The sequence below is a fragment of the Citrobacter sp. CK185 genome, assembly GCF_030333565.1.
Taxonomy (GTDB): domain Bacteria; phylum Pseudomonadota; class Gammaproteobacteria; order Enterobacterales; family Enterobacteriaceae; genus Citrobacter_B; species Citrobacter_B koseri.
In genome coordinates this window covers 647,382-659,666 of sequence record NZ_JAOWFR010000026.1, presented here as the reverse complement: position 1 = coordinate 659,666, position 12,285 = coordinate 647,382, and the positions used below count along the sequence as shown (strand labels likewise).

General features: G+C 54.8%; 15 protein-coding genes. 1 reads left to right on the top strand and 14 read right to left on the bottom strand.

All coding sequences use genetic code 11. The features are described from left to right. Positions 1-3: 3 nt before the first annotated feature. Genes pduP through pduA form a run of 14 tightly spaced genes read right to left on the bottom strand, consistent with a single transcriptional unit; the run spans position 4 to position 10,781 of the window. Entirely contained in the window at positions 4-1,389 is a 1,386-nt protein-coding gene (pduP, locus tag OGV79_RS17910) for a CoA-acylating propionaldehyde dehydrogenase PduP (RefSeq protein ID WP_012131760.1), read from the bottom strand. Next, positions 1,386-2,393, bottom strand: coding sequence for a two-domain cob(I)yrinic acid a,c-diamide adenosyltransferase PduO (gene pduO / locus OGV79_RS17905; RefSeq protein WP_286468851.1), 1,008 nt, complete (start codon positions 2,391-2,393; stop codon positions 1,386-1,388). Before pduO ends, pduP begins: the two co-directional genes overlap by 4 nt. Positions 2,394-2,403: 10 nt before the next feature. Beyond that, entirely contained in the window at positions 2,404-2,679 is a 276-nt protein-coding gene (locus tag OGV79_RS17900) for a EutN/CcmL family microcompartment protein (RefSeq protein ID WP_047462697.1), read from the bottom strand. A gap of 3 nt (positions 2,680-2,682) precedes the next feature. Then, positions 2,683-3,174, bottom strand: coding sequence for a microcompartment protein PduM (gene pduM / locus OGV79_RS17895; protein ID WP_198447536.1), 492 nt, complete (start codon positions 3,172-3,174; stop codon positions 2,683-2,685). Continuing rightward, on the bottom strand, positions 3,171-3,803 hold the full coding sequence (locus tag OGV79_RS17890) for a phosphate propanoyltransferase (RefSeq protein ID WP_012131764.1): 633 nt from the start codon (positions 3,801-3,803) through the stop codon (positions 3,171-3,173). The genes pduM and OGV79_RS17890 overlap by 4 nt, the downstream gene beginning before the upstream one ends. Positions 3,804-3,814: 11 nt before the next feature. Then, positions 3,815-4,279 (bottom strand): BMC domain-containing protein, encoded by a 465-nt coding sequence (locus OGV79_RS17885; protein ID WP_047462701.1) that lies wholly within the window; start codon positions 4,277-4,279, stop codon positions 3,815-3,817. 24 nt (positions 4,280-4,303) lie between these two features. After that, on the bottom strand, positions 4,304-4,579 hold the full coding sequence (gene pduJ, locus OGV79_RS17880) for a propanediol utilization microcompartment protein PduJ (RefSeq protein WP_004853788.1): 276 nt from the start codon (positions 4,577-4,579) through the stop codon (positions 4,304-4,306). A 19-nt stretch (positions 4,580-4,598) separates the two neighbouring features. After that, a complete protein-coding gene (locus OGV79_RS17875; protein ID WP_114848177.1) occupies positions 4,599-4,949 on the bottom strand; it encodes a glycerol dehydratase reactivase beta/small subunit family protein in 351 nt (116 codons plus the stop codon). Further along, positions 4,939-6,771 (bottom strand): diol dehydratase reactivase subunit alpha, encoded by a 1,833-nt coding sequence (locus OGV79_RS17870; protein ID WP_286468765.1) that lies wholly within the window; start codon positions 6,769-6,771, stop codon positions 4,939-4,941. The genes OGV79_RS17875 and OGV79_RS17870 overlap by 11 nt, the downstream gene beginning before the upstream one ends. Before the next feature lie 15 nt (positions 6,772-6,786). Continuing rightward, the gene (gene pduE, locus OGV79_RS17865; RefSeq protein ID WP_012131768.1) at positions 6,787-7,305 is read right to left on the bottom strand and encodes a propanediol dehydratase small subunit PduE; all 519 of its coding nucleotides are present in this window, start codon (positions 7,303-7,305) and stop codon (positions 6,787-6,789) included. Positions 7,306-7,319: 14 nt separating this feature from the next. Continuing rightward, positions 7,320-7,994, bottom strand: a complete 675-nt coding sequence (gene pduD, locus OGV79_RS17860) for a propanediol dehydratase medium subunit PduD (protein WP_286468764.1) — start codon at positions 7,992-7,994, stop codon at positions 7,320-7,322. Positions 7,995-8,004: 10 nt separating this feature from the next. Beyond that, positions 8,005-9,669: a propanediol dehydratase large subunit PduC gene (pduC, locus tag OGV79_RS17855; protein WP_047462720.1), complete on the bottom strand. Its 1,665-nt coding sequence runs from the start codon at positions 9,667-9,669 to the stop codon at positions 8,005-8,007. An 18-nt stretch (positions 9,670-9,687) separates the two neighbouring features. Further along, entirely contained in the window at positions 9,688-10,500 is an 813-nt protein-coding gene (gene pduB, locus OGV79_RS17850; RefSeq protein WP_112001953.1) for a propanediol utilization microcompartment protein PduB, read from the bottom strand. Continuing rightward, positions 10,497-10,781 carry a propanediol utilization microcompartment protein PduA gene (gene pduA / locus OGV79_RS17845; RefSeq protein ID WP_001183618.1) on the bottom strand — a complete coding sequence of 95 codons (285 nt, stop codon included), beginning with the start codon at positions 10,779-10,781 and terminating at the stop codon, positions 10,497-10,499. The genes pduB and pduA overlap by 4 nt, the downstream gene beginning before the upstream one ends. 523 nt (positions 10,782-11,304) lie before the next feature. On the opposite strand from pduA, the gene pduF reads away from it, so the two are divergent. Continuing rightward, positions 11,305-12,114 (top strand): propanediol diffusion facilitator PduF, encoded by an 810-nt coding sequence (pduF, locus tag OGV79_RS17840; protein WP_012131772.1) that lies wholly within the window; start codon positions 11,305-11,307, stop codon positions 12,112-12,114. Positions 12,115-12,285 lie beyond the last annotated feature (171 nt).

Genomic DNA, 12,285 nt, shown 5'->3' with positions numbered 1-12,285 from the left:
TCATTAGCGAATTGAAAAGCCGTTGGTCAGTACGCAGCGACGGGAACGGGCAAATGTGCGTGCCGAGGTTGTCCCTTCGCCGGTCGGGGTGGCGATGGTAAAGGTGGTAAACCCTTCGCCGCCAACGCCGATACCGGCATAGGAAGGGCCGTTTTTCACAAAAATAGAGGTCTGTAAGGTGCGCGCCGCCAGATTCAGGCGAGAGACATTCTGCGAGTGCATAATGGCGGTATGGTGCAGGCCTTCTTCAACTTTTAGCGCCAGTGCCAGCGCGCTGTCGAAATTATCGACCTTCACGACGGGTAGCATTGGCATCAACTGTTCGCTGGTTACCCACGGATCGTCGGCACTGACGATACCGATAAGCAAACGCGGCGGTTTTGCGGGAACGGCAATACCGGCGGCTTCCAGCATGGCGGCCGGGCTTTTCCCGACCAGTTTTTTATTCGCGTGACCTTCCGGGAGGCAGACGGCGCGTAATTTATCGATATCCGCAGCGTTTAACAGCAATGCGCCGAAAGCCTGCATTTGCTGAACCAGGCGCTCGGCGACGCTCTCCACGACAATCAGACTTTTTTCTGCGATGCAGGGCAGGTTGTAATCGAACGCTGCGCCGTTGATGATATCTTCGGCCGCTTTGACGATATCGGCGGTCTCATCAACGATACAGGGCGGATTGCCCGCCCCGGCGCCAATGACCTTTTTACCGCTTTTCATTCCCATCGCAACAATGCCGGGGCCGCCAGTAATAGCCAGCACCGCAATATTGGGATGCGCCATCATTTGCTGGGTTGCCTCAAAAGTCGGTTCTGCGACAGTGACGACCAGATTGCGGATGCCGCAGCAGCGGAAAGCGATATCTTCGATCATGCCGATCAATTTGAGTGAGACGTTTTTCGCGCCAGGATGCGGGCTGAAATAAACGCTGTTGCCCGCAGCCAGCATACTGATGCTGTTGTTAATAATGGTTTCGGTAGGGTTGGTGCTGGGCGCGACGGAACCAATGACGCCGAACGGTGAATATTCAAACAGCACCATGCCGCCATCGCCGGTGAGGGCCGTGGTTGTCAAATCCTCAATGCCTGGCGTGTTATCCAGCGCGGCTTTGTTTTTAAGGAATTTATCTTCTTTGTTTCCCATCCCCGTTTCCGCTGCGCTCTCCGCCGCCAGCGTGGCAAGATGCGGCGTAAGCTCCTGGCGCAGGGCGCTGATAATGGCGCTGCGCGTTTTGAGCGGACACTGCTGATAACGTAAGAAAGCCTGATGCGCCGCGTCTATCGCTTCACCGACGGACTGAAAAATACCGTGTCCTTGCGTTTCGGCCTGCGCAGGCGCCAACTGTTCGCTTAAAATATTACGGATGAGGGTTTCCAGTTCAGAAGTATTCATTGATGTGTTCTCACGTTAATTGCCGCAATGGCGGCTTGTGCAATATCCATGTCCTGTTCAACGCTCCCGCCGCTGATGCCAAGACCCCCAATGAGCAGACCATCACGCCATAACGCGAATCCGCCGCCAAAAGTGACGACTTTCCCCTGCATATGGCTTTCCAGACCGTAGAGCGAAGCGCCCGGCTGAACGGCGCAGGCCAGTTCGTGGGTGGCTGTTTTCATGGCGACGGCGGTCCAGGCTTTTTTTGGCGCCAGTTCACTGCTCACCAGCAGAGCGTCCGGCATACGCCAGGTCACGGTTTCGGTGCCGTTGGCATCCACAATGCTGACGACCACAGGGACCTGAAGCGCCTCCGCCCGCGCCACCGCTGAACGAGTTAACTGATGAAGCTCGTGAAAAGAGAGGGCCATAGAGGACTCCTTGACGACAGAGGCCGGGGTTGAGGCCAGGTAGCGCTCAGTGACCTCCCGAATGATGTTGTTCTGATGAGCGTCATGATCTTCGGCGCGCGCCAACGCATACAGGCAATCAGATAAGCGGTTGATGTAGCGCATCAGGACGTGCCTGACGCTGGCGGTTGCCGACAGCTCGACCAGACGTCTTTCAGCCCGACGGGCAAGCGTGCGGGCAAAGTGCAGGCGACTCGCGGCTTCGCAACGGCCAGGTAAAATAAAACTGTGTAAAGGCGTAACGCGTCCCATCGCGGTATCAATAGCCGCTTCAAGCGCGGCAATATCTTCCGCGCTGATATAGCGCTGCTCCGGCGACGGCTGCTTGCTTTCGCTGGCGAGTTCGGCGCTAAACCAGAATATCTGCATCTGAATAGATTCGAGCAACGTGCGGTGTTGCGCGCAGGTTGTGGCGCAAACGCATAAACTTAGCGCTGCATTGAGTTCATCCAGCGTGCCGTAGGTTTCGACGCGTGGATGCGTTTTACTGACCCGTTGGCCGGTAAATAAGGCCGTAGTGCCGGAATCTCCTGTTCGGGTATAAATCGCCATCATCCGCTCCTTAATGAGAAAGCGTGTCTACGATGCCGACAATGGCCAGATCGATGGCCTCGTTCGGGCTGGAAAAAACATGTCTGGCGCTGGAGCCGCTGCTGAGTAAAACCAGTTCACCCACGCCAGCGCCGACGGAATCGACGGCAACCTCATCTCCGGTAATGGGCGGGTCGGGAAGCTCTCCATCGGCACTTACCCGACGTACCAGCAAAAGTTTTTTCCCAACCAGAGAGGGCGATTTTTGCGTGGATACCACCGCGCCTGTGACTCGTGCCAGATGCATGGTTCACTCCTGCTTAATAAGTTGAATATTCCGCGCGCTGGCGGCTTCACGGGCCAGAGCGGTGACGACACAGCGACGACGCAGCACCAGTAATTGCCCCGCGAGTAGGGCGACGTCGGCGTAACTCAAAAGAGTGGTCGGATGCAGGCAGATTGTTTGCCCTCGTTCATCGACCAGCCTGATAGGCAGACGCGCCAGCTTTTTCACCGGCAGCGACGGCAACAGGCGATGGTGCAGGGATATCTGTAGACGAATACCTGATGCCAGTGCGTCATGGACTTTCTTCGCTACAGGGTCGTCGACATCCTGCTCTGCGATATACGTCAGCGAAGGCAGATCTGCCTGCACAATATGCAGCGCCGCATACTGACAAAACAGCGCGCGGGAATCGGCCTCCCGCAGTTGCGAAATACTGAGCGTGGCCGTGCTTTCCGCCCGACGCTGCAAGCGGGAAATGACCTCCTCAATAATGCGCTGCAACATCTCGCCGTTCATCGCGGTGTAACCAGAGTGGCAAACGCGTCCGGGCTGTCGGCGCCTGCGGCATTGGCTTCGTCTGTGTCGATGTGCATTTCAAGACGCATATCCGCAGAGACACGAATCGCGACGTTGTCGAAAATTAGCCTGCGCGCATTGCCTTCAATAGCGACAGAAACTTTATCGCCATGCGCAACGCGAAATATCAACGCATCAAGCGGTGACATATGAATGTGGCGTTGGGCGACAATCACGCCGGATGCGAGATCCAGCTCGGCGAAGGGGCTAACAAGACGAATGCCTGGCGTTCCTTTAAGGTCTCCCGACATGCGCAGCGGCGCAGCGATGCCCAATGTTCTGGCATCGGTGCGGGAAATCTCAACCTGGCTGGTACGGCGAAGGGGGCCGAGCAGACGCACATTCTTTAACTGACCTTTAGGGCCAATAAGCGTGACGGTCTGGTCGGCCGCATATTGCCCAGGCTGGAGCAGCGCTTTTTTCTCGCTGATTGGCTGACCAGGGAAAAGCCGGGCATAGTCTTCAGCGCTAAGATGGATATGACGGTTGGAAACACCCAGAGGAATAGGGCGCTCACGCATTTCATCCAGCACTTTGCTGACGGTTGTTTCCAGAAGCTGTTTATCCATTACGCTTTACCTCACTTACCTGAATGCAGGCAGAGTGACCGGGGCTCGCCTTTTTGCCGCTTACAGGCAGGGTCAAGACAGAGATTGCAACTGACCATTCCGGCTTCGGGTTCTGCTTCCGGTACTGACTCTTCTACAACAACGACGTCAGGTTCAGATTCAGGTTCTGTTTCAGGTTCCGGGGCTGGCATGGGCGCGGGCGGAATAACCGTCGCGCGGGAAAGAATCCCCTCCCCAGGCCTGGCGATAACTTTATGGGCGATCAGCCCCTGCTGCTGATCGGCAAAACTGGCACCGGTGATGATGGCGGACTGCACGGAGGCCACATCACCGGTGATTTTGATCACCGTCCAGCCAGAACCGTTGGTTCTCTCAAGCCCCACCAGCGTGATGGAAGCGGCTTTCGCCATGACATCCGCGCAACTGATGGCTAATGCCAGACCACTAACTTCAAGTAATCCCAGTGATTGCTTCACGCTGTGCTCCTTGGTTGCGGCCGTTTAGGCTGACTTGGGTAAAATGGCCTCAACGTCGCTGTGCGGACGTGGAATAACGTGGCAAGATTTCACCTCGCCCACGGCGCTTGCTGCGGCGCTTCCCGCATCGACTGCCGCTTTAACCGCGCCAACATCACCGCGAACCATAACGGTGACCAGGCCGGAGCCGATTTTTTCATAGCCCACCAGTTGCACGTTGGCGGACTTCACCATGGCGTCAGCGGCTTCGATAGCGCCGACTAACCCTTTTGTTTCAACCAGTCCCAGTGCGTTGTTCATACTGCGATTCTCCTGTTGCTTAGGTATTCAGATCCCGAAAGGGGATCCCTTTGACTAACCTTGCCGCGTTGTTACCAGCACTTCGCCGGGCATGGCTGTCCTGGTGATACATCAGCGTAAAAAGCGGCGCTGATGCGGGTAAATTCTTGTAATGCACAACCAGCTTTTCTTTGTCGCAGGCGATGCCGACGAGTAGCGGAGACCGACGCGCCGCCTGCCAGGCACAATGGGTCACGTCACCGTCAGTCTGCGTCTGGATAACAAAGGGGATACCTTCTTCTTCAATACCGAGAAGCACCTCTTTCCAGACCGTGATACCGTCATTGATGGTCGAAATAACGATAGCCGGGGTACTGGCGTTACTGTCCATGCGCGAACTCCTTATGCCAGGAGAGAATCAGCCCGGTCGCGACCGCATTTCTCGGGCCTTCTGTGCCGCGAATGTTTCCGCGACCGGCCACCAGGCGATAGTGCGCCAGCGCATCGGTGACGAGTTGCGGGATCTCGAAATCCAGAGACGATCCGCCAACCAGCACAACAAAAGGAATGTCACGAATGTTGCCGGTCGGGCTGACCTGGCGCAGCGCGCGCAGGGCGTTAGTGACGAAAACCCGCTCTTTGGCGCTGCGGCGAATGGCGCGTACTTTTTCCAGCGCTAAATCGCCGGGTAATGGAACCAGTTCATCAGGCTTCACCACACATACGCGGGCAAATACGGCTGGCGGCAGCGGGGTGGGGAAAAACTGGACGCTGCCATCTTCGTGACGCAGATGAAAAAGGCTTTCCACCTTCGCGAGTGGATACTTTTTAATCTCTTCTGCCAGATAGCGGTCATCCAGACCCAGCTCACGGGCAATAATCATCGTGACCATATCGCCAGCCCCTGCGAGGTGGGTGGCAATGATCTCCCCTTTGGGATTGATGATGGAGGCATCTGTCGAACCTGCGCCCAAATCGAGAATCGCCAGCGGACGCGTGGTGCCGGGAGTCGTCAACGCGCCTAAAATCGCCGCTTCAGCCTCAGCACCGCCAACCTGAACGTCAACACTCAGCTTCTGTTTGATTTCGCGGGCGATCATCGCCATTTGCAGACGGTCGGATTTCACCATTGAGGCGATGCCCACGGCCTGCTCCAGAGAAAATTCGCCAGCCAGCCCGCCGGTAACGCTCACCGGAACGGAAGTATCGACAGCCAGCAAATCCTGAATGAAGATCTCGTTGCTGGGCCTATTGGTCAGTTCCGCCATGGTCTGGCGTACATGTTCCAGCATGCCGCCAATATTGGTACCGGCTTCGCCGGTCACGTTGTCCAGCTTGCGGCATTCGCCCACCGCTTTCATGATGGCTTCAGCACCGGCGGCAACATCTACACGGAGCGTGCGTCCCTGAGAAAGCAGTTCCAGATTCCCGGCGGGAATGGCGCGTGCTTTGACATCCCCTGATGGCGTTTTCACGACGACGGCGGAGCGATTGCCAATCAGCGCGCGCGCCATAGGGACGATATTTTTGGTTTCTTCGGCATTAAGGCCGAAAACCGTGGCAATACCGTAAGGGTTAGAGAGCGTTTCAATCACTTTCCCTGGTACGGCAACCTCAATTGCGGCCAGCATGCCCAGCGGAATCCGGTCGATATAGAGCACTTCATCGACGATCGGTAAAGGCTGTTCCAGGCGGTTGCTGACCAGGACGCCGTCGTCTTGCTGCAAAATGACGCCGGTGAGTTGATATCCGGCGCGTACGGAGGCGTTAATCATGGTGGCGACATCGGCGAAATCGAACGCCGATGACACGACCAGGATATAAGGCGTATCCGCCGGGCGGGTTAATAACTCTTGCGGCGTAATGGTCACTCCCACACCCAGACCGACCCCGCCTGGGGTTTTAGGGTTATGGCCGATCATTGTGGACTCGGTAATGATGGTTTCCGTGATGGTTTCCATCGCGACATCGCCAATGACCGGTGTGGCTTCGTTGATGCGGATAAGCGAAATATCGCTGACATTGATGCCTGCGTTTTTTGCCGCAAGCGTAAGCGCCTCCTGAATACCAAACACATTTCGTAATGTGCCTTTAATTCCGGTGGTTTCCGCCAGCGCGCTGCCGGTAATGGTCAGCGCGCCAGCCTCATCCAGCCGCGCCAGCGCGACTTCTGTTGATGAGTTGCCAATATCAATGCCAGCTATGTATCGCATCGTATTTCCCTAAAATTAATCGTCACCTTTGAGTTTTTTACGCTCGACGTATAACGTTGCCGCTTCACGCACGAAAGCTGCGCAAATCTTCGCCTGATAGCGATTTTCCAGATCGTCTGCGATAGCCATCAGCTCTTCTTTCGTCGAGCGGTATGGACGCAGAGCGTTGTAGATCTCAAGGATTCGATCGTCCGGTACGGCGGTCAGTTCCGCTGCGCGCTCAAAGTTCATCGCCAGGCGGTCACGTCCGGCATCTCTGGCGATAGCCGCCTGAATGCGCAGCGTATCCGGCGTGATACGCATATCCTGTGCAGTCACTTTGTCGCTGAGGACGTTTTCCAGCGTGAATTCATCCAGCGTTTTATTGGTGGCGGTTTTTACCCATTCTGGATGTTTATTCGCCAGCGGATAATCCGTCACTTTTGCGGTATGCGTTGATGCGCTTGCTGCGGCTGGAGCAGGTGCGTTGCCCTGCAAGCTGTTCATGCGGCTCAACACGTCCCGAACCATCGATTCAATTGCGTCGGTATTCATGGAGGTATCCTTTGTTAAAGCGCCACGCGCAGTTCCTGCGGGTTTTTGCCCGTCACGACATACTTCGTCTCTTTAATGTGCAGAATGGCGGATTTCGCCTGGTACTTCGGGCGCGCCATTTGGTCATTTAAGGTCGGAACCGGTTGTGGTGACTCACGCTTCGCATAGCGCGCGGCGTTCTTGCCAATCTGACGATACGTTTCCAGCGTCAGCAGCGGCGCCTGAGGGAATAACTCCAGATTGGAGAGCGGCGGCAGCCCTTGCTGATGAATAACGGTAGTGCCTTTTGACTGAATACCGATTGAAATGCCGGAGCCGCTGAGGCGGTTGCCTTCAACGGCGACGAACGCCACGTCAGAGGATTTAAAGCAGCGGATCACGCGGGCTTTAATGCCTTCTTCTTCAATACCGGCGATCACTTCACGCAGGATATTTTTGTGCGGCAAGCCGACGATATTCACGGTCTGCGACAGGCCAAATGCCGGGCCCACGGCAATGATCACTTCATCCTGCTGCGTACCTTGTCTGGCCTCGCCAATTTCCGTCAGAAAACCGTCGTCTTGCGGTGCTGCGGCTTGCGGCGAAGTTGATGCTGTCGGTGCGCGAAAGGAGACGGGCTTATCGCTGGTTTGCATGTCGGACAGCACGTCTTCGATTATCTGGCGCAGCAGCTTTTCATTAATTTCCATTTTTCACCCCTTAGCCAAGTTCGTTGGGATCGAGTGCGCCAGGGATGTTTTTAATCTCTTCCCAGCGTTCGCCTTGCAGGCGATAACCTGTTGCCGGACCGGCATAATCGTTGACGTCATTCACCGCAGAGAGCACCTGCCCGTCGCCGACGATAATGGCGGAGGTATGCAGATAGTCTCCGGTTAACTTGGCTTTCTGGATGTTGAGCATGTCTTGCGCGACGTCGGTGAAACCGCCTTTTGCAAGGGCTTTCACCACTTCCAGACCGTTACGGTTTTTGTTGATGATCTCTTGCGCGAACTTGATGTCTTCGACGATGTTACGTTCAGGCATATCTTTCGAGCCGTGAGCGTAGGTTGCGGCTTCAACCTCTTCATCGGTAATCGGCGGCAGCCCCATTCCGGCAAACACGGCTTGCAGCGCGCGCGCGGCTTTATTACGGATGGCGATAACGTCTTCTTCGCGAACCGGACGCAGACCACCGTCCACTTTCAGGTCACGCTGGATAACGTTGTAGTCGTCGAAGTCCTCCGCATCTTCGTTTGAACCGGCAAACATGTTGTCGTAGTTCGGTACGGCGGAATAACCCGAGGAGATGAAGTCAGTACCCGGCAGGAACTGCATCAGCAGACGCGCGGTACGACGCATATCGGAGTGGGTGAAGGTCTGGTCGTTACTGGAGGCGCATTCCAGATCCAGCGCGGAGCAGATCAGGTTTTCCGCCAGTACGGCGCGAATGCCTGACGGTACGGCGGAAGGAACGCCGATGCAGCTGACAGAACCGTTCTGTAGACCCTGAACGCCTGCGGCTTTGGTGATATAGATACAGCGGGCTTCCAGATAGAGCATTGATTTGCCTTCAGCATAGCCCATCTGTACTTCGGAACCCGACCCCGAGGTAAAGCGCATTTTCAGGCCGCGAGAGGCATAGGAAGAGGCGAGGAAGCCTTTTGACCAGGGGGTATCGTCGCCATCAGTAAAGACCGGTTCAGTACCATAGACGGAAATGGTTTCGGCGTAGCAGGTGTGGCCCAGCATACCGAGCTTCAGTTCGGTGGCTTCTTCCAGTGAACACTGCGTTAATACGCCTGGGCGACCGACCTGGGAACCCACCAGCAGAGCGATAGCATTGAACGGGGCGTAGCGCGCAACCGCAACCGTTGTCTCTTGCTCATCAAACCCACGCCACGCGCCTTCTGCGGCATCGGCGGCAATCTGAACCGGGTTGTCTTTCACGTTGGTGACATGCGCCTGCTGAGAAGGCGTGCGGCGGGCGCGCATTTTTTGCATCGCCATCATCATCTCTACCACGTTCATGTGTGAGACGACTTCAACGATTTTTGCTGGCGTCATCGCCGTGGTGAGCGGAACGATGTCGCTGCGTTTGACGTTTGGATCGCACAGCATATTAGCGAGTTTGACCGAGTCCATCGCCATCACTTCTTCCGCGCGCGCCAGGTTAATACCGTAGCGGGCGATAAAGTGGTCGATCAGGTCAAATTCGCTGGCGGCTTTGCCGTCCAGCTCGGTAACCGCGCCGTTAACGATTTTAATCGACGGTTTGGGATCGTTCGGGCTTTCCATCGCAATGAAGCCTTCTTCGATCCACTCCTTAACGAAGCCGTCCTGATTCACAGGACGTTTCGCCAGTGCTTCAAATCTTTTCGATCTCATGAATCAGCCTCACGGATATCAGATGTAGGACGGACGATCGTTTTTCGGCGTCGTGCCGAGGGTGGACAGAACGGTTTTGCCGATTTCACGGGCTGAAATAACCGCCTGACGCACCGCGCCGGAATCCCCGGAAATCACCAGAATGGCTTCGTTACTGAAGCTGGTGCCGTGTGCCGGAGAGCTGTAAGCCACGACCTCAACATTGGCGGATTTCAGCGCGGTATCCGCCATCAGCACGCCAACAGAGGCGGGGGCGCCGACAATCACGCCGCAGGCGCGGCCAATTGGCGCGCCAAAGGCTTTTTCAAGCGCATAGCTGGCGCGGGCGGTGTATTGCAGCTCGATATGTCCGGCTTCATTGGCGTATACGTCGCCGAACGTCCGGTCGAGTTCTTTCAGCGCAACTTCAATGCCGCGCTTCACGTCCGAAACATCATTGCCGCCTAAAATAATCAGCGAACCGTGGCCTGCGCCGCCTTTGGTATCGCGGGGAAGCTCAATGCTGACCACTTCGGTATTGGTCGCTTTTACTGCTTCATCGGCGGCCATAATGTGTGGGCCTGCGCCAGTTCGCGCGCCAAGGATTCCGATGGAGCGGTAGCGCTTTTCCAGCTTCATCGCTTCCAGTAAGGCACTGTCCACATTTGCGATCACCAGACCGACGGTGTCGCCAATCGCGGTGCCGACAAATTCCGTTAAACTGCAACTTTTCTCTGCCATAGCCGTCTCTCGTATTGGGTGGGTTTCTTCAGGAATGGCCGTTTGTTCTGGCGTTGCCACACGGGCAATCACCTGCGCCATGATCTGTTCCACCAGTTCATTGCTGCTCATTGGCTAATTCCCTTCGGTAAGATTTTTTCTACATCGGTATGAGGGCGTGGAATAACGTGTACGGCTTTCACTTCTCCCACGTTGCGTGCGGCAGCGGCGCCCGCATCGGTTGCCGCTTTTACTGCGCCAACGTCACCGCGAACGATGACCGTTACCAGCCCGGAGCCAATTTTTTCGTAGCCGACTAACATCACATTGGCTGACTTCACCATTGCGTCTGCGGCCTCTATGGCTGCGGTTAAGCCTTTGGTTTCTACCATTCCTAATGCTTCTTGTTGCATAAAGACCTCGCCTGGGTTGTCCCGATGTTGATGACTATAAAAAGAAGCGAGGAAAAAGAATGGCTGACTTGAAAAAGAGAATGAAAAAATAATGGGTGCTCAATAGCACTAAATTGCTGTGATTTTTTATAACTCGTTGAATTTAAATGTTTAGTGTGTTGTTTTTGATATGATTATTTCGTTTTCGCTATTCCATTTTTACATTTTACAGGGTGACAAAATAAATAACTTTTGCTACGCGAAAAATGGAATTGTGATATTTGTTTGAAAACGAATATCTGGTGATCGCAATTTTTTATTATTCCTAATCTGGCATTTTATTCGTTAGAGTACGCTCCATTATTGCCCTGGAGAATAAACAGAGAGCAATATTTTGCTATAGCAACACGATTTTTCGGGGCAGGTTAACGGCAGATTGCCAACAATTTACAGGTGCCGCTTTTTATAGTGATGCTCGTTGTACTCTACTGCCAGTACGGCGTTGTGCTGGTAAAGACACGAACTCTGCTTAGAAGGTGTCACAATGAACGATTCACTAAAAGCACAATGTATTGCCGAGTTTTTGGGCACCGGGCTGTTTTTGTTCTTTGGTATCGGTTGCCTGAGTGCATTAAAGGTTGCGGGTGCGAGTCTGGGGCTATGGGAGATCTGCATCATTTGGGGGCTTGGGATCTCGCTTGCCGTTTATCTCACGGCCGGGATATCGGGCGCGCACCTGAACCCGGCGATTACCATTGCGCTGTGGTTGTTTGCCTGTTTCCCTGGGCGAAAGGTCTTGCCTTATTCCATCGCTCAGGTTGCCGGAGCGTTTGGCGGCGCGCTGTTGGCCTATCTGCTCTACGGTAGCTTATTTACCGAGTTTGAAGCGGCGAACCATATGGTGCGCGGCAGCGTGGAGAGTCTGCAACTTGCCAGTATTTTCAGTACCTACCCGGCAGCCGCGCTGAGCGTATGGCAGGCGGCGCTGGTCGAAGTGGTCATTACCTCGATTCTGATGGGGATGATCATGGCGCTGACCGATGATGGCAATGGGGTTCCTAAAGGGCCGCTGGCGCCTTTGCTTATCGGTATTTTGGTTGCCGTTATCGGGGCGTCTACCGGGCCGCTTACGGGGTTTGCGATGAATCCGGCGCGTGATTTTGGTCCAAAATTATTCGCGTGGTTTGCCGGTTGGGGAGACATTGCCATGACCGGTGGGCGCGATATTCCTTATTTTATTGTGCCGATTATTGCGCCGATTGTCGGAGCTTGCGCCGGAGCTGCGGTTTATCGTTACCTGATTGGTAAAAATTTACCGTGCAATACCTGTAAGCTGGAGGAAAATGGACGTTAACACGACGGGACGTATGTATTTTTGAAACACGTAAAATCATTTCGTGATCTGGTTTCACGAACTGGTCAAAACGTCTCCCACGGATGGGAGACTTTTGTTATTGTCCCTTATACTTTTTTATCACTAATACAGTATGGTGATGATGAAAGGTAAATGTGAAATAAATGTTCT